The organism is Phreatobacter stygius (assembly GCF_005144885.1).
Taxonomy (GTDB): Bacteria; Pseudomonadota; Alphaproteobacteria; order Rhizobiales; family Phreatobacteraceae; genus Phreatobacter; species Phreatobacter stygius.
In genome coordinates this window covers 3,388,174-3,404,287 of the sequence record NZ_CP039690.1, presented here as the reverse complement: position 1 = coordinate 3,404,287, position 16,114 = coordinate 3,388,174, and the positions used below count along the sequence as shown (strand labels likewise).

The 16,114-nt window shown below is 66.0% G+C and carries 14 protein-coding genes; 10 read left to right on the top strand and 4 right to left on the bottom strand.

All coding sequences use genetic code 11. From position 1 onward, the window contains the following. The first annotated feature begins 43 nt into the window (after positions 1 to 43). Positions 44 to 1,006 (top strand): complex I NDUFA9 subunit family protein, encoded by a 963-nt coding sequence (locus tag E8M01_RS15920; protein ID WP_136961010.1) that lies wholly within the window; start codon positions 44 to 46, stop codon positions 1,004 to 1,006. Between the two features lie 18 nt (positions 1,007 to 1,024). Here the strand turns inward: E8M01_RS15920 and E8M01_RS15915 are convergent, their stop codons facing one another. Further along, positions 1,025 to 1,828 (bottom strand): undecaprenyl-diphosphate phosphatase, encoded by an 804-nt coding sequence (locus E8M01_RS15915; protein WP_136961009.1) that lies wholly within the window; start codon positions 1,826 to 1,828, stop codon positions 1,025 to 1,027. Positions 1,829 to 2,037: 209 nt separating this feature from the next. Here E8M01_RS15915 and E8M01_RS15910 point away from each other — a divergent pair, with 209 nt between their 5' ends. Genes E8M01_RS15910 through E8M01_RS15900 form a run of 3 tightly spaced genes read left to right on the top strand, consistent with a single transcriptional unit; the run spans position 2,038 to position 4,717 of the window. After that, complete coding sequence (locus tag E8M01_RS15910; protein WP_136961008.1) at positions 2,038 to 2,724, top strand: glutathione S-transferase family protein; 687 nt, start codon at positions 2,038 to 2,040, stop codon at positions 2,722 to 2,724. Next, on the top strand, positions 2,622 to 3,827 hold the full coding sequence (gene queG, locus E8M01_RS15905; RefSeq protein WP_425467729.1) for a tRNA epoxyqueuosine(34) reductase QueG: 1,206 nt from the start codon (positions 2,622 to 2,624) through the stop codon (positions 3,825 to 3,827). Before E8M01_RS15910 ends, queG begins: the two co-directional genes overlap by 103 nt. Then, the gene (locus E8M01_RS15900; protein WP_136961007.1) at positions 3,824 to 4,717 is read left to right on the top strand and encodes an SDR family oxidoreductase; all 894 of its coding nucleotides are present in this window, start codon (positions 3,824 to 3,826) and stop codon (positions 4,715 to 4,717) included. The genes queG and E8M01_RS15900 overlap by 4 nt, the downstream gene beginning before the upstream one ends. A 275-nt stretch (positions 4,718 to 4,992) precedes the next feature. On the opposite strand, the gene E8M01_RS15895 is transcribed toward E8M01_RS15900, so the two are convergent. From E8M01_RS15895 to E8M01_RS15885, 3 genes are all read right to left on the bottom strand, one after another. Next, positions 4,993 to 5,832, bottom strand: a complete 840-nt coding sequence (locus E8M01_RS15895) for a 23S rRNA (adenine(2030)-N(6))-methyltransferase RlmJ (protein ID WP_136961006.1) — start codon at positions 5,830 to 5,832, stop codon at positions 4,993 to 4,995. Positions 5,833 to 5,908: 76 nt separating this feature from the next. Then, entirely contained in the window at positions 5,909 to 6,841 is a 933-nt protein-coding gene (locus tag E8M01_RS15890) for a class I SAM-dependent DNA methyltransferase (protein ID WP_136961005.1), read from the bottom strand. A gap of 4 nt (positions 6,842 to 6,845) precedes the next feature. Beyond that, entirely contained in the window at positions 6,846 to 8,246 is a 1,401-nt protein-coding gene (locus tag E8M01_RS15885) for an AmpG family muropeptide MFS transporter (RefSeq protein ID WP_136961004.1), read from the bottom strand. Positions 8,247 to 8,682: 436 nt separating this feature from the next. Between E8M01_RS15885 and urtA the strand changes: the two genes are divergently transcribed. From urtA to E8M01_RS15855, 6 genes are all read left to right on the top strand, one after another. Then, positions 8,683 to 9,915: an urea ABC transporter substrate-binding protein gene (urtA, locus tag E8M01_RS15880; protein WP_246088818.1), complete on the top strand. Its 1,233-nt coding sequence runs from the start codon at positions 8,683 to 8,685 to the stop codon at positions 9,913 to 9,915. Positions 9,916 to 10,028: 113 nt separating this feature from the next. After that, positions 10,029 to 11,639, top strand: a complete 1,611-nt coding sequence (urtB, locus tag E8M01_RS15875) for an urea ABC transporter permease subunit UrtB (RefSeq protein WP_136961002.1) — start codon at positions 10,029 to 10,031, stop codon at positions 11,637 to 11,639. After that, positions 11,639 to 12,778: an urea ABC transporter permease subunit UrtC gene (gene urtC, locus E8M01_RS15870; RefSeq protein ID WP_136961001.1), complete on the top strand. Its 1,140-nt coding sequence runs from the start codon at positions 11,639 to 11,641 to the stop codon at positions 12,776 to 12,778. The genes urtB and urtC overlap by 1 nt, the downstream gene beginning before the upstream one ends. Positions 12,779 to 12,840: 62 nt before the next feature. Beyond that, positions 12,841 to 13,599, top strand: a complete 759-nt coding sequence (gene urtD, locus E8M01_RS15865) for an urea ABC transporter ATP-binding protein UrtD (protein WP_136964663.1) — start codon at positions 12,841 to 12,843, stop codon at positions 13,597 to 13,599. Between the two features lie 3 nt (positions 13,600 to 13,602). Then, complete coding sequence (gene urtE, locus E8M01_RS15860) at positions 13,603 to 14,298, top strand: urea ABC transporter ATP-binding subunit UrtE (RefSeq protein ID WP_136961000.1); 696 nt, start codon at positions 13,603 to 13,605, stop codon at positions 14,296 to 14,298. A 140-nt stretch (positions 14,299 to 14,438) separates the two neighbouring features. After that, the gene (locus E8M01_RS15855; RefSeq protein ID WP_136960999.1) at positions 14,439 to 16,040 is read left to right on the top strand and encodes a gamma-glutamyltransferase family protein; all 1,602 of its coding nucleotides are present in this window, start codon (positions 14,439 to 14,441) and stop codon (positions 16,038 to 16,040) included. Positions 16,041 to 16,114: the final 74 nt, after the last annotated feature.

Genomic DNA, 16,114 nt, shown 5'->3' with positions numbered 1-16,114 from the left:
CTAATCACCCGGCATTCGAGATGCGATTTCAAAGAGGCACGAGATGCAGACCTTCGACCGGCTCGTGACGGTTTACGGCGGTTCGGGTTTCGTCGGACGGCATGTGGTGAGAGCGCTGGCCCGGCGCGGCTTCCGCGTGCGCGTCGCGGTCCGCCGGCCCGACCTGGCCGGCCATCTGCAGCCGCTCGGCGCAGTCGGCCAGATCAATGCGGTCCAGGCCAATCTGCGTTATCCGGACTCGGTACGCCATGCCGCCGAAGGCGCGGAAATCGTGATCAACTGCGTCGGCATCATGCATGAAACCGGCCGCCAGAAATTCGATGCCGTGCAGGCGCGCGGCGCCGAGACGGTCGCCCGGGCCGCGGCCGAGGCCGGCGCGAAGCTGATCCATGTTTCGGCGATCGGCGCCGATGCCGAGGGCGAAGCGCTCTACGCACGCTCGAAGGCCGCCGGCGAAGCCGGCGTGCTGCGCCAGCAGCCCGGCGCGGTGATCCTGCGTCCGTCGGTCATATTCGGGCCGGAGGACGATTTCTTCAACCGCCTGGCCGCCATGGCGCGCATGCTGCCGGTGCTGCCGCTGATCGGCGGCGGCACGACCCGGTTCCAGCCGGTCTTCGTTGGCGACGTCGCCGACGCGGTGATGGCCGCGATCGACGGCAAGACCACGGCCGGAACGGTTTACGAACTCGGCGGCCCGGCGGTGAAGACATTCAAGGAGGTGGTCGAATTCGTCCTGGAGACGATCGGCCGCAAGCGTCTCCTGATGTCGCTGCCCTTCGGACTTGCCGCATTCCAGGCGAAGTTCCTGCAATATGTGCCGGGCGCGCCGCTGACCCCCGACCAGGTCAAGCTCTTGAAGTCCGATAGCGTGGTGAGTGCGGGCGCGAGCGCCGACGGCCGCACCCTCGAGGGCCTGGGCATCGGGCCGAAATCGATCGAGGCGATCGCGCCGAGCTATCTCTGGCGCTTCCGGCGCCATGGCCAGTTCACCGAACAGGCGCAATAAGGCCGATAGAGCCGGGCTTCAGCGGAAAGCGAAAAGCCCGATCAGGCCGACCGTGCCGACAGTGATCCGCCACCAGGCGAAGAGCGCGAAGCCGTGGCGGCTGACATAGTCGAGCAGGAAGCGCACCACGATCAGGCCGGAAACGAAGGCGGCGACGAAACCGAGGCCAATCGTGGTCACGTCGGAAAAGTCGAGCAGCTTGTAGTTCTTGTAGAGATCATAAGCGAAGGCCCCCGCCATGGTCGGCATGGCGAGAAAGAACGAAAACTCGGCCGCCGCGCGCTTGGTGGTGCCGAGCAGGAGCGCGCCGACAATGGTGGCACCCGACCGCGAAACCCCGGGAAACAGCGCCGCACACTGGCAAAGGCCGATTTTGAGCGCCAGCATGGGCGAGAAGCGGAAGGCGTTGTCCTCGGTCGGCTCGAGCTTGAGCCGGTCGACGAACAGCAGGACCACGCCGCCGAGGATCAGCGCCACGCAGACGAGGTCCGGGCGCTCGAACAGCGACTTGATGGTGCTGTGCAGGACCGCGCCCAGCGCCGCCGCCGGCAGGAAGGCGACCAGCACCGAGACGACGAAGCGACGCGCCCAGGCATCGGTCGGCAGGCACAGGACGACACCCAGCAGCCGGGTGAAATAGACCAGCAGGATGGCCAGGATGGCGCCAAGCTGGATCAGCACCTCGAAGGTCTTGCCAGTCGACAGGAAGCCGAGGAAATGGCCGAGGAGAATCAGGTGGCCGGTGGACGAGACGGGAATGAACTCGGTGCCGCCCTCGACGAGGCCGAGGATCAGCGCCTTGGCGAGATTGGCGATGTCCATGGTTCTCTCCGAATGAGCAATGCCGCACCGGCGGGTTCATAGCGCAACCGCCTTCATGAACGGTTAAGCATGACACGGCGTTAAACTCATCATGCAAATCCCGAGGTTGTTTCGCCGGCGCGGGGAGGCTATGCACCCCACTTCCGAACCATATGTCATCGAAAAACCACATCGGGTCCGTCGATTGCGGACCGTCCAGGTTTGATCGAATGCAATTGCACCATCGATTCTTCTGTCCTCATTCGCGCTTCGTCAGGCTGATTCTGGCCGAGCGCGGGGTCGAGGTGGAACTCATCGAAGAAAGGCCCTGGGAGCGGCGCGAGGAGTTTCTCCGGCTCAATCCCGAGGGCACGACGCCGATCCTGACGGTGGGCAGCGGGCTCGCCATTCCGGGCTCGGAGATCATTGCCGCCTATTTCGACGAGCTCGACCGGCCCGAGACCGATCGCCGGCTGATGCCGCAAGGCGCGATCGCCAGGGTCGAGGTCAGGCGCCTGATCCATTGGTTCAACGTCAAGTTCTTCGAAGAGGTGTCTGGCCCGCTGGTCGCCGAAAAGATCGACAAGCGGTTCATGGCGCCCGAACATGGCGGCGGCGCGCCGGATACCAATGCCCTGCGCGCGGCACGCGCCAATATCCGTTATCATATTCGTTATATCGGCTGGCTCGCCGCGCGGAATGACTGGCTCGCGGGGCCCGAATTGAGTTACGCCGATCTCGTCGCGGCCGCCCACCTGTCGGTCGCCGACTATCTGGGCGAAGTACCGTGGAACGACGACGAGACAGCCAAGGATTGGTATGCGCGGGTGAAATCGCGCCCGGCATTCCGGCCGCTGCTGGCGGATCGGGTGGTCGGCACGCCCGCGAGCGCGACCTACGCCGATCTCGACTTCTGAACGACCCGCCAGCGCTCCGCCAGGCGATCACCGATCAGGCCCGCCTGCAGGGCTTCACCGCGATCGGCTTCACCCGGCCCGACGCGATCCCCGAAGCAGCCCCGCGCCTGGCCGAGGCCATTGCCGAGGGGTTCCACGGTGCCATGGCGTGGATGGAAGAGACCGTGGAACGGCGTGCCGATCCGGGCGTGCTCTGGCCGGCGGCCAGGAGCGTCATCATGCTGGGCCTCAACTACGGACCGGACGAGAACCCGCTGGACGGGCTTGCCGATCGCAGCTCTGGCCTCCTGTCGGTCTATGCCCGGGGCGACGACTATCATGACCTGGTCAAGAGCCGGCTGAAGGCCCTCGGGCGCTGGCTCGGCGACGAGACTGGCTGCGAGCTGAAGGTCTTCGTCGACACCGCCCCCTTGATGGAAAAGCCGCTGGCCGCCGCCGCCGGCCTCGGCTGGCAGGGCAAGCACACCAATCTCGTTTCGCGCGATTTCGGTTCCTGGCTGTTCCTCGGCTCGGTCATGACGACGCTCGAGATCGACGTCGACGAACCGGAGCATGACCGCTGCGGCTCGTGCCGCGCCTGCCTCGATGTCTGCCCGACATCGGCCTTTCCGGCGCCCTATCGGCTCGATGCGCGCCGTTGCATCAGCTATCTCACCATCGAGAACAAGGGGCCGATCCCGCGCGAATTCCGCAAGGCCATGGGCAACCGGATCTATGGCTGCGACGATTGCCTGGCCGTCTGTCCGTGGAACAAGTTCGCCAAACAGGGCCATGAACTGAAGCTCGCCGCCCGCGACGGGCTGCGCCGGCCGGCGCTCGCCGATCTCGCCCGGCTCGACGATCCGGGCTTTCGTGCGCTGTTCTCGAAAAGCCCGGTCAAGCGCATCGGCCGCGACCGGTTCATTCGCAACGTGCTGATCGCCATCGGCAATAGCGGCGACGTAGAGCTGGCGGCGGAGGCCGAAAGCCTGATGGCCGACGCCTCGGCCCTGGTGCGCGGTGCCGCTGTCTGGGCCTTGCGCGAGCTTGCACCGGCGCGGCTCGCGGCCCTCGACCGCGGCGCCGAAACCGATCCCGACGTGCTGCTGGAATGGGCTTCATGACGACATTGCTGATCTTCGGCCTCGGCTATTCCTCGGTCGCCACCGTCGGCGCCGCCGGCGAGCGCTATCGGCGCATCGTCGCCACCGTCCGGTCGCCCGAGCGTGCCGGGACGCTCAGCGCGCAAGGCGTCGAAGGCCGCCCGGTGACCGTCCGGCCATTCGACGGGTCAAGCCTTTCGCCGGAGCTCGCCGCCGCCATTGCCGAGGCCGACGATGTCCTGGTTTCCGCACCGCCGGATGAAACCGGCGACCCCGTCCTGAAGGTTTGCCAAGCTGTGCTTGCCGCGCGAAAGCCCAGGGCGATCGTCTATCTCTCCACCGTCGGCGTCTATGGCGACCACCAGGGTGGCTGGGTCGACGAGACCACGCCGCCAAAGCCGGTCAGCCCGCGCAGCGTCGAACGGCTGGAGGCGGAAGCAGCCTGGGCCGCCTTCGGCACGGCGCAAGGCGTGCCGGTCGCCATCCTCAGGCTCGCCGGCATCTACGGGCCCGGCAACAATGCGCTGGTCAATCTGCGACGCGGCACCGCGCGGCGCATCATCAAGCCGGGCCAGGTGTTCAACCGCATCCATGTCGACGACATCGCGGCGGCGGTGCTGGCGGCCTTCGCCAAGCGTTATGACGGCATCGTCAACGTCACCGATGACGAACCGGCGCCGGCCCAGGACGTGGTCAGCTATGCCGCCGAACTCATCGGCCTGCCGGTGCCGCCGGATATTCCGATCGATCAGGCTGGTCTCTCGCCGATGGGCCTGAGCTTCTACGGCGAGTGCAAACGCGTGTCGAACCAGCGCTTGAAAGGTGAACTGTCTGTTAATCTGTTACATCCAAACTTCAGGAAGGCGCTCCAGGCCTTGGCCGCCGGGGGCGATGGGCAAACGCATCGGTAGGCATCGCAATGTTGCATTGCAGCAGTCCGAAAGCAGCATTGCTGCGACGCACAAATCACGGAACCATGCCCCTGTCGTAAGCCGCAGCGAATCCCCGACGGCCGAAGCCGCGGATGACGACCGTCACCCGAGCCTTCAGGGGTTTGTCATGATCGAACTTGTCCTTGCCGATCTCGCCATCGTTGCCATCGGCCTCGCGGTCGGAGCTGCGCTCGCCCTGTTCGTCGTCGATACGGCGAAACAGATGAACCTGCGCACCGACCCGTAAAGCTGTATCAGTCGACGTCGCCGGTCACGGTCATCCGGCCGTTCGGGACGCGCAGCGCGTCCCACAAGAGACGGGACGCCGCCCGGCAGGTGGGCGCCAGCGTGTACGGCGCATTGACGGTGACGAGGCCGGCGCCGGACAGGCGCTCGCCGTCGACGGCGCGCCAGGTCGCCTCGATCGTCACACATTTCGGAATGGCGAGATCACCGATCATCCGATGGAAGCGCCTGACCTCGGCGGCGTCCTTGACCGGATACCACAAGAGGAAGACGCCGCCGGCCCAGCGCTTGTGGCCGGCATCGAGCGCTTCGACCAGACGGTCATAGTCGCCGCGCTCCTCGAAGGGCGGATCGATCAGCACCAGCCCGCGCTTCTCCTTTGGCGGCAGAAAGGCCTTGGGCGCCAGCCAGCCGTCGAGATTGATCACCTTGATGCGCTTTTCGCGGGCATAGAGGCCGGCAAGCGAAGCGCCGTCCTCCGGATGCAGTTCGCAACAGGTGATGCCGTCGGTCGGCCGGGTCATCAGCCGGGCAATCTCGGGACTGCCGGGATAGAAGCGCAGCCGTCCGTCCGGATTGAGCCTTGCCACCAGATCGAGATAAGGCCCGAGCAAGGCCTCCAGATCATCCGGAATGGCCTGCCCCCACAGCCGGCCAATGCCCTCGACCCATTCGCCGGTGCGTTCGGCAGCATCCGAGGTCAGGTCATAGCGGCCGATGCCGGCATGGGTGTCGATGACCCGGATCGGTGCCTGCTTCTGCATGAGGTAGTCGATCATGAAGGCCAGCACGGCGTGCTTGATCACATCGGCCGGGTTGCCGGCATGGTAGGCGTGACGATAGTTCATGGAGCGATGCTGTGGCCCCGCGAACGGCCAGCGTCAATCGGCGATGCGCCGATCCCCCGCGCTTTCATCGTGCGGCTCAGCCAAGCCGTTCCGCCACGACGACCAGTCCCGGCACCGGCAGCTTGCCCTCGAGCCGGGATGAAACGTCGTCGCAGCTCACCATGCCGAGCGGCAGCCCGGCCATGACCGTGCGCAGATAGGTTTCAGCATGGGCATAACGAAGACCGGCGCCCAAGACGGCGTCCTTGCCGTCATGACTTTCGACCGTGAAGGCAAGGAGGCCGCCCGGCTGAAGCACCCGCGCGCATTCGGCGAAGATGGGGCCAAGATCGGCGCAATAGACGAAGACATCCGCCGCCACGATCAGGTCGGCTCCGGCAGACGGCCGGCGGCCTAGAAAGGCCAAGAGATCGCCCGCCTCGACCGTGGCGTAGAGACCCTTGGTTTTGGCGATTTCGACCATCTTGCGCGACAGGTCGACGCCGTCGATGGCGTCGGCATGGGCCTTGAAGGCCGCGGCGGCGAGCCCGGTGCCGCAGCCGAGATCGAGCATGCGGGCGAACCGGAACTGCCGGTCGCGCAGCCCGCAGGCGCGCTCGACCGCCTCGGTCAAGATCTCCGGACCACGATAGCCAAGGCCCTGGCGCAGGGCTTGATCGAAACGCGGGGCATATTGGTCGAACAGGGTCGCGACATAGGCGGCCGACATGGCCGTGGCACCGTCGCCGGCGCCGAGCCGCGCCAGCATCAGCCCGGCGCCGAGCGCATCGGCCGGATCACGCTCGCCGGCCGCGCGGAACGCCATGATCGCCGGTTCGGTCAAGTCCTGCGAGAGCTCGACCTCGCCCAGCGCGAACCAGCCGGCGGCCCAGCCAGGTGCGATTTCGAGCGCCTGACGCAACAGATCGGCGCTGGCGACCAGATCGCCGTCGTCCTTGGCCGCCATGGCGTAGTCGTAGCGGCGATCGGCGAGAAAATCGCCGGACGAGCGGAAGACGGAATTGGTCATGACATCAATCGTCCGCGGACAAGGGGCCGCTCGGTCGGACGAGCGCATCGAAATGGCCGCGCGCCTGCAACCACCAGAGCAGCAGGAAGCTCGGGATGGCGGTCAGGCATGACAGCACGAAGAACCAGAACCAACCGGTCTGTTCGGCGATCGAGCCGGCCGGCGCCGACAGATAAGTGCGCCCGACCGCAGCCAGCGCCGACAATAGCGCATATTGGGTGGCCGTGTGCAGCGGCGAATTGCACAGCGACGACAGATAAGCGACGAAGATCACCGTGCCGATGGCGCCGGTGAAGTTCTCCACGACGATGACGAAGGCGAGCATGCCATAGCTGGCGCCGGCCTGGGCCTGTAGCGCGAAGACCAGGTTCGAGGCCATTTGCAGGAAGCCGGCAAGCCACAGACTGGTCTTCAGATCCAGGGCGCGCGCCACGAAACCGCCGGCAAAACCGCCGCCGAGCGTCGCCGCCAGCCCCAAGCCTTTGACGATCGCGGCATATTCCTCGCGGCTATAACCCATGCCCCGGATCACGAAGGGGCCGGTCATGGCACCGACAAAGGCGTCGCAGAACTTGAACAGCACGACGAAGGCCAGCACCACGAAGGCCATCTCGCGGGTGAGAAACTGCGAGAAAGCCCCGACCGCGGCGGCCGCGACGCGCGCCATCGGATTGCCGCCGGCGCGGGCGCGGGCAACCGCCTCGGCCGAGCGTGCCGGTTCGCGCGCGACCAGGGTCGTGATCATGCCGACCAGGACGAAGCCGGCCATGACGCAATAGCCGAGCGACCAGGACGTCGCCTTGGCGAAGCCCTGGACCTTTTCGAAATAGGACACGATCAACAGCGCGCCGGCGGTCGAAACCAGCATGCCGATGCGATAGGCCGCAACATAGGAGCCCATCCCGGCAGCCTGTTCCGAGGTATCCAACTTCTCGACGCGATAGGCGTCGATGACAATGTCCTGGGTGGCCGCGGCGGTCGCCACCAGCACGGCACCGACGGCGATCATGGCGGGCGAGACATCGGGGTTCTGCAGCCCGAGGAAGGCGATCGCCACCATCAGCAGGATCTGGCTGAAGATCAGCCAGCCGCGGCGGCGGCCCAACCAGCCGGACAGCCAGGGTATGTCGAGGGCGTCGACAACGGGCGCCCAGAGGAACTTGATCGTGTAGGGCGTGCCGACCAGGGCGAACAGTCCGATCGTCGTCAGATTGACCGAGCTTTCGGCCATCCAGACCAGCAGCGTCGAGCCGGACAGTGCCAGCGGCAGGCCGGCGGCAAAGCCGAGGAACAGGACCACCAGGACGTCGCGACGGAAATAGACGGCAGCGGCCTCGCGCCAGCTGGTCTTGTCCGGGGCCGGGCCTGTGTCCGAGGTCTTGGCCACGGTCTCGCTGACGGTCATGAAGCCCCTCCTCGTTCGGGTCCCGGTCCGAGGTGACCCTCTTATGGTTAAAGAAAATTGAAGGCCAGATCATTGCGCGGACTTCGGCGGGCCTGCCCAAACGTCACCTGCCTGAATTGGCCGCACCGCCAGTGCCTGCCGCATATTTATGCATATGCCGTTGACTAAATCTTAGGCAGCCGCATTGCGTTGCAGCAACCGCACCCCTCGCATTTTCCCGTAGCCGCGCCGCGATCGCGACGGATTCGGAAACCGAGTCAAGGCTTTGGCTATCCAGCAGGGGGCTGGCACAGCGGTTGCGAGATGATCCTGCTGACCGGCGGTCGACAGGCCTTCCAGAGCCGACGGCAAACACGAGAAACGGGAAACCTCCATGTTGAACCTCAAGTCAAAAGTGCTCGGCCTGGCGGCCAGCGTAGCACTTGCGGCAGGCCTGATGGCCGGGCCGGCCAAGGCGCAGGACACGATCAAGGTCGGCATCCTGCATTCGCTGTCGGGAACCATGGCGATCAGCGAGTCGACGCTGAAGGACGTCATGCTCATGCTGATCGACGAGCAGAACAAGCGCGGCGGCCTGCTCGGCAAGAAACTCGAGGCGGTGGTGGTCGACCCGGCTTCGAACTGGCCGCTGTTCGCGGAAAAAGCCCGCGAACTGATCACCCGCAACCGCGTCGCCGTGACCTTCGGCTGCTGGACCTCGGTGTCGCGCAAATCCGTGCTGCCGGTGTTCGAGGAACTGAATTCGATCCTGTTCTATCCCGTGCAATATGAGGGCGAGGAATCCTCGCCAAACATCTTCTACACCGGTGCGGCGCCGAACCAGCAAGCGATCCCGGCAGTCGACTATCTCATCGCCGAAGGCGTCCAGCGCTTCGTGCTCGAAGGCACCGACTACGTCTATCCGCGCACCACCAACAAGATCCTGGAAGCCTATCTCCTGTCGAAAGGCATCAAGCCGGAGGATATCTCGGTCAACTATACGCCGTTCGGCCATTCCGACTGGCAGACCCGGGTCGCCGCGATCAAGCGTTTCGGCGCGGCCGGCAAGAAGACCGCCGTCATCTCGACGGTCAATGGCGACGCCAATGTGCCGTTCTACAAGGAACTGGGCAACCAGGGCGTCAAGGCCACCGACATCCCGGTGATTGCCTTCTCGGTCGGCGAAGAGGAGCTCGCCGGTTTCGACACCAAGCCGCTGGTCGGCCACCTCGCCGCGTGGAACTATTTCCAGTCGGTGGACAATCCGGCCAATCGCGACTTCATCGCGCGCTGGCGCGCTTTCAAGAACAATGCGCGCGCCGTCACCAACGACCCGATGGAAGCCCATGTGATCGGCTTCGCCATGTGGGTGAAGGCGGTGGAAGCGGCCGGAACCACCGACCCGACCAAGGTGCGCGAAGCAATGATCGGCATCGCCGTTCCCAACCTGTCGGGCGGCCTCTCCACCATGATGCCGAACCACCACATCACCAAGCCGGTGCTGATCGGGGAAATCCAGGAGAACGGCCAGTTCTCGACCGTCTGGCAGACGGCCGGCACGGTGGTGGCGCAGGAATGGTCGCCGCATCTGGAGGGCTCGCGCGACCTGATCGCCGACCATCGCGCCCCGATGCGCTGCGGCAATTTCAACGTCAGGACCGGCCGCTGCGGCGGCGCGGCGCAACGCTGACATCGACCGATGACGACGGGGGCGCGCCGGCCAATGGCGCGCCCCTCATTCGCGGCGACCGCCCTGCCGCCGACCGCCAAGACCGGGGTCTCGCCCCTCATTCGGGATCGTTCATGCGACGCTTGTCATTCTTCGCGACAATCCTGGCGCTCGCGGCGCTGATCATCACCGGCCCGGCCTTGGCCCAGACGGGTCATGGCCCGGACAGCCAGGCGCTCGCCCAGCGTTTCGCCACCGAGAATTTCAACGAGATCGCCGGCGCCGTCGCAGCCCTTGCCAGCTCCGGCTCGTCCCAGGCCGCGCCGATCATCGAGGCGCTGCGCGACGGCCGCCTGGTCTACCGGCCAGCCGACCGCAGCGTCTTCATCCGCCAGGCCGACGGCAGCTTCGCGCTCGCCGCCACCGGCACCGCCGCGCCGGCTCCGGAAGGCACCCGCCCGGTCCGGCTCAACAACAATGTCCGGCGTGCCATCGACGCCGCCATGGGCGCCCTCAGCCTGATGCATCCCGACCCCGCCCGTCGCGTGGCGGCGGCCGAGGCCGTGTTCAAGTCGCGCGACGCGACCGCGCTTGCCGCCCTCGCCATTGCGCTGCCCGGGGAGCGCGATGCGCGGGTAAAAAAACGGATGGAAGAGGCACGCGCGGCCATCCTGGTCGCCGACAGCAAGGCGCCGGATGCCGAGCGCATCGAGGCCATCGGGGTCATTCAACGGCGCGGCGACCAGGATGCGCTCGCCATGCTCGGCTCGCTGCCATCGGATACCTCGCCACTGGTCCGGCAAGCTGCTGACAACGCGATCACCGCGGTTGGCCGCTCGCTGGTGGTCTGGGAAGCGGCCCAGAACGTCTGGTATGGCCTGTCGCTCGGCTCGGTGCTGCTGCTCGCGGCCATTGGGCTGGCCATCACCTTCGGCGTCATGGGCATCATCAACATGGCCCATGGCGAGATGGTGATGATCGGCGCCTATACCACCTTCGTCGTGCAGCAGGTGATCCGCACCTCGGCGCCGGCGCTGTTCGACGTCTCGCTGTTCATTGCCCTGCCGCTGGCCTTCCTGGTCGCCGGCGGTGTCGGCGTGCTGATCGAGCGGCTGATCATCCGCCATCTCTACGGCCGACCGCTGGAGACGCTGCTCGCCACCTGGGGCGTCAGCCTGATCCTGCAGCAGGCGGTGCGCTCCTGGTTCGGCCCGACCAATCGCGAGGTCGGTACGCCGTCCTGGATGTCCGGCTCGTTCGAGATCGGCAATCTCGCCATCACCACCAACCGGCTTGCCATCATCATCTTCGCCGGCCTGGTGTTCGCCGCGCTGCTCTTGGTGCTGAAGCGCACGCCGTTCGGCCTGCAGACCCGCGCGGTGACCCAGAACCGGCGCATGGCCGGCGCCATGGGCATTCGCACCAACTGGGTCGATGCCTTCACCTTCGGGCTCGGCTCGGGCATTGCGGGGCTAGCCGGGGTGGCGCTCAGCCAGATCGACAATGTCAGCCCCAATCTCGGCCAGGGCTATATCATCGACTCGTTCATGGTCGTCGTGTTCGGCGGCGTCGGCAATCTCTGGGGCACGCTGGTCGGTGCGCTGACGCTCGGTATCGCCAACAAGTTCCTCGAGCCTTATGCCGGCGCCGTGCTCGGCAAGATCCTGCTGCTGGTCTTCATCATCCTGTTCATTCAGAAGCGTCCGCGAGGCCTGTTCGCCCTCAAGGGCCGGGCGGTGGAATGATGTTCAGCCGTTTCCTGTTCGAAAAGATCGACCGCTCCGGATGGATCTTCCTGGTGCTGCTGGCCGTCACCTGCGTGCTCGTGCCGATCCTCAATCTGGCGGTGCCACCGACTTCGGTGTTTCACGTGTCGAACACCGCCATGGGGCTGTGGGGCAAATACATGACCTATGCCCTGCTGGCGGTGGCGGTCGACCTGGTCTGGGGCTATTGCGGCATCCTGTCGCTCGGCCATGGCGCCTTCTTCGCGCTCGGCGGCTATGCCATGGGCATGTATCTGATGCGCCAGATCGGGCCGCGCGGCGTCTATGCCAATCCGATCCTGCCGGATTTCATGGTGTTCCTGAACTGGAAGGAACTGCCGTTCACCTGGTGGGGCTTTTCCTCGCTGCCCTATGCCTTGTTGATGGTCTGCCTGGTGCCGGGTCTCCTGGCCTTCGTGTTCGGCTGGTTCGCCTTCCGGTCGCGCGTCACCGGCGTCTATCTGTCGATCATCACGCAGGCGCTGACCTATGCGCTGCTGCTGGCGTTTTTTCGCAACGACATGGGTTTCGGCGGCAATAACGGCCTGACCGACTTCAAGGACATTGCCGGTTTCAACATCCAGGCGCAGCCGACCCGTGCGGTCCTGTTCTCGCTGTCGGTCATCGCCCTGATGCTCGGCTATCTCGCGGCCCGCGCCATCGTCACCTCGAAGGCTGGCAAGATCCTGATCGCGATCCGCGACGCCGAAGCCCGCACCCGCTTCCTCGGCTACCGCGTCGAGCATTTCAAGCTGTTCGTCTGGACCGTCTCGGCGGTCATGGCGGGCATTGCCGGCGCGCTCTATGTGCCGCAGGTCGGCATCATCAACCCCTCCGAATTCCAGCCTGCCAATTCGATCGAGACGATCATTTGGGTAGCGGTCGGCGGGCGCGGCACCCTGGTCGGCGCGGCGCTCGGCGCCGGAATCGTCAATTTCGCCAAGAGCTGGTTCACCGGCGCCTTCCCGCAGGGCTGGCTATTCGCACTCGGCGGTCTGTTCGTCTTCGTCACGCTGTTCCTGCCGAAGGGTGTGCTCGGCACCTTCACCGAATGGTGGAACGCGCGCCGGTCGGCGCCCAAGCCGCCGGCCAGTGCCGCCACCCAGCCGGCAGAATGAGGACTAACGACATGTTGCTGGACCCGGTGGGAGCGTCGCTGAATCTGGAGCCGGTTCAGGCGATGACCCGGCCGCAGGTGGTCACCCAGTCGCTGCTCTATGTCGACGGGGTGTCGGTCACCTTCGACGGCTTTCGCGCGCTCAACCAATTGAGCTTCATCATCGCGCCCGGCGAGATGCGCGCCATTATCGGCCCGAACGGCGCCGGCAAGACCACGATGATGGATGTCATCACCGGCAAGACCAAGCCGGATACCGGCGACGTGATCTTCGCCGGCGAAACCGACCTGACCCAGCTCGACGAGACGGCGATCGCCAATCTCGGCATCGGCCGGAAGTTCCAGAAACCCACCGTGTTCGAAAGCCACACGGTGGAGGACAATGTGCTGATGGCGGTCAAGGCCGACCGCACCGTGTTCGGTACGCTGTTCTCGCGCCATTCCCGACCGATCATGGCACGCGTCGACGAGATCCTGGGCATTGTCAGGCTCGGCGATCACCGCGCCCGCATGGCCTCCGAACTGTCGCATGGCCAGAAGCAGTGGCTCGAGATCGGCATGCTGCTGGCCCAGGACCCGAAGCTCCTGCTGGTCGACGAGCCTGCCGCCGGCATGACGGATGCCGAAACGGCAGCGACCGCCGACCTGCTGAAGGACATCGCCAAGAGCCATTCGGTCGTCGTGGTGGAACACGACATGGGTTTCATCCGCGAGCTCGGTGTGAAGGTCACCTGCCTGCACGAAGGCTCGGTGCTGGCCGAGGGCACGCTCGATCAGGTCAGTTCCGACGATCGGGTCATCGAAGTCTATCTCGGACGGTAAGTCATGTTGGAAGTCAAAAACGTCGACCTGCATTATGGTGCGGCCCAGGCGCTGCGCGATGTCTCGCTGGCGGTCGTGCCGGGGGCGGTCACCTGCGTGCTCGGCCGCAACGGCGTCGGCAAGAGCTCGCTGTTGCGCGCCATTGTCGGACACCAGCCGATTTCGGCCGGCGAGATCGTGTGGGAAGGGCGCGACATCACCCGCATGCCGCCTTTCGAGCGGGCGCGGCGCGGCATCGCTTATGTTCCGCAAGGCCGGGAGATCTTCCCGCTGTTGACGGTGAAGGAGAACCTGGAGACCGGTTTCGCGCCGCTCCGCCGTTCCGACCGGACGATTCCCGACGACATATTCTCCCTGTTCCCGGTGCTCAGCACCATGCTGGGACGGCGCGGCGGCGATCTCTCAGGCGGCCAGCAGCAGCAACTCGCCATTGGCCGGGCGCTGGTCACCCGGCCGCGCCTGCTGGTGCTCGACGAACCGACCGAGGGCATCCAGCCCTCCATCATCAAGGATATCGGCCGGGCCATCGTCTATCTCCGCCAGAAGGGCGACATCGCGATCCTGCTGGTCGAGCAATATCTGGATTTCGCCGAGGAGCTCGGCAACCGCTTCGCCGTGATGGAACGCGGCCGGGTGGTGCTGTCAGGTGCCAAGGGCGAGGTGTCGCGCGAGGCGCTCGGCCGCTCGATGGCGCTCTAGCCAAAAGGATCGAAGCTTTCGGCTAGAAACAAACGCTTACGCGCGGTGGGATTGCGTCGGGGTTTGCACTGGCGCTACGACGGTTCGCCGTGGGCGCGCTGCTCCGCTATCCTCGGCCAGCATTCGAGGGATCGTTCCTGATGACGCAAGGCCCATTCTCGCGCGGTGTCGTCGCTGCGCCCCATTCGGCCGCGGCCGAGGCCGGGCGTCAGATTCTGGCGGAGGGCGGCAATGCGATCGAAGCGATGATCGCCGCCGCCGCGGCGATTGCAGCGGTCTATCCGCACATGACCCATGTCGGCGGCGACGGCTTCTGGCTGATCCACCAGCCGAACGGCCGGGTGCACGGCATCGAAGCCTGCGGGTTTGCCGGCGAGAGCGCGACCATGCGCTCCTACTGGGACCGCGGCGACTATGAGATCCCGACCCGCGGGCCGCGCGCGGCCCTGACCGTCCCGGGTGCGATCGGTGGCTGGCGCATGGCCAATGCCATGGCCAAGGCCGCCGGTGGCCGGCTGCCTCGCACGGTCCTGCTCGAACCGGCGATCCGCGCCGCGCGCGACGGCTATGTGGTGACGCGGTCGCAGGCGCGGCTGACCGTCGACAAGCTGTTCGAGCTAAAGGATTGTCCCGGCTTTGCCGACACCTTCCTGGTCGACGGACGGCCGCCGGCCGAAGGCACCGTCATGAAACAGCCGGCGCTGGCGGCATCCCTCGAACATATGGCGCGCGCCGGTTTCGAGGATACCTATCGCGGCGATATCGCGCGCGAGCTGGCGAACGATCTGGAAAAGATGGGCGCGCCGGTCAGCCGCGCCGACCTGCAGGCCTATTATGCCGTCGAGCGCGCGCCGCTGACGCTCGACCATTCGCTCGGCCAGATTTTCAACATGCCGCCGCCGACCCAGGGGCTGGCCTCGCTGATGATCCTCGGCATCGTCGACCGGCTGGAAGCGATGCACGGCCCGGTGACGCCAGAGACCGTCGGCTTCGTCCACCGCCTGGTCGAAGCGACCAAGCGCGCCTTCATGATCCGCGACAGTTTCGTGACTGATTTCGACCGGCTCACTGGCGATCCGCAGGACTTCCTGACGATCAAGGCGCTCGACCGCGAGGCGCAGGCGGTGAAGCTGAAGCAGGCACTGGCCTGGCCGCAGCGGGCAGCGCCCGGCGACACAATCTGGATGGGCGCGGCCGATGCCGAGGGCCGCGTCGTCTCCTATATCCAGTCGATCTATTGGGAATTCGGTTCCGGCTGCATCTCGGGCTCGACCGGCTTCCTGATGCAGAACCGCGGCGCCAGCTTCGCCCTCGATCCGAAGGCGGTGAACCCGCTGGAACCGGGGCGCCGGCCGTTCCACACACTCAATCCGGCTCTCGCCAGGCTCCATGACGGCCGGGTGTTTTCTTATGGCACGATGGGCGGCGAGGGCCAGCCGCAGACCCAGGCCATGGTGTTCGAGCGCCATGTCCGTCACGGCGTGCCATTGGACGAGACGCTCGACCGGCCGCGCTGGCTGCTCGGCCGCACCTGGGGTTCGGCGGTCACCGGGCTGCGCCTGGAAAACCGCTTCGATGACAGCCTGGTCACGGCGCTGCAGCGCATGGGCCATGCCGCCGAAACCATTCCCGAGGCCTATTCCGATACGATGGGCCATGCCGGCGGCGTCACCTGGTTCCCGGACCGGTCTATGCTCGGCGCCCATGACCCGCGCGCCGACGGCGGTGCCGCGGGGATCTAGATCGAAAACCTTGGCGATATCGCGCGGTCCATGCGAAACGCGTATGGTCGCCAGTCCGTATGCGACCGTGAGAA

Excerpts from the sequence above, each read along its gene's own strand:
- E8M01_RS15920 (WP_136961010.1), top strand. The coding sequence starts at position 44 with ATGCAGACCTTCGACCGGCTCGTGACGGTTTACGGCGGTTCGGGTTTC.
- E8M01_RS15915 (WP_136961009.1), bottom strand. The coding sequence starts at position 1,828 with ATGGACATCGCCAATCTCGCCAAGGCGCTGATCCTCGGCCTCGTCGAG.
- E8M01_RS15910 (WP_136961008.1), top strand. The coding sequence starts at position 2,038 with ATGCAATTGCACCATCGATTCTTCTGTCCTCATTCGCGCTTCGTCAGG.
- E8M01_RS15900 (WP_136961007.1), top strand. The coding sequence starts at position 3,824 with ATGACGACATTGCTGATCTTCGGCCTCGGCTATTCCTCGGTCGCCACC.
- E8M01_RS15895 (WP_136961006.1), bottom strand. The coding sequence starts at position 5,832 with ATGAACTATCGTCACGCCTACCATGCCGGCAACCCGGCCGATGTGATC.
- E8M01_RS15890 (WP_136961005.1), bottom strand. The coding sequence starts at position 6,841 with ATGACCAATTCCGTCTTCCGCTCGTCCGGCGATTTTCTCGCCGATCGC.
- E8M01_RS15885 (WP_136961004.1), bottom strand. The coding sequence starts at position 8,246 with ATGACCGTCAGCGAGACCGTGGCCAAGACCTCGGACACAGGCCCGGCC.
- urtA (WP_246088818.1), top strand. The coding sequence starts at position 8,683 with ATGGCCGGGCCGGCCAAGGCGCAGGACACGATCAAGGTCGGCATCCTG.
- urtB (WP_136961002.1), top strand. The coding sequence starts at position 10,029 with ATGCGACGCTTGTCATTCTTCGCGACAATCCTGGCGCTCGCGGCGCTG.
- urtC (WP_136961001.1), top strand. The coding sequence starts at position 11,639 with ATGTTCAGCCGTTTCCTGTTCGAAAAGATCGACCGCTCCGGATGGATC.
- urtD (WP_136964663.1), top strand. The coding sequence starts at position 12,841 with ATGACCCGGCCGCAGGTGGTCACCCAGTCGCTGCTCTATGTCGACGGG.
- urtE (WP_136961000.1), top strand. The coding sequence starts at position 13,603 with ATGTTGGAAGTCAAAAACGTCGACCTGCATTATGGTGCGGCCCAGGCG.
- E8M01_RS15855 (WP_136960999.1), top strand. The coding sequence starts at position 14,439 with ATGACGCAAGGCCCATTCTCGCGCGGTGTCGTCGCTGCGCCCCATTCG.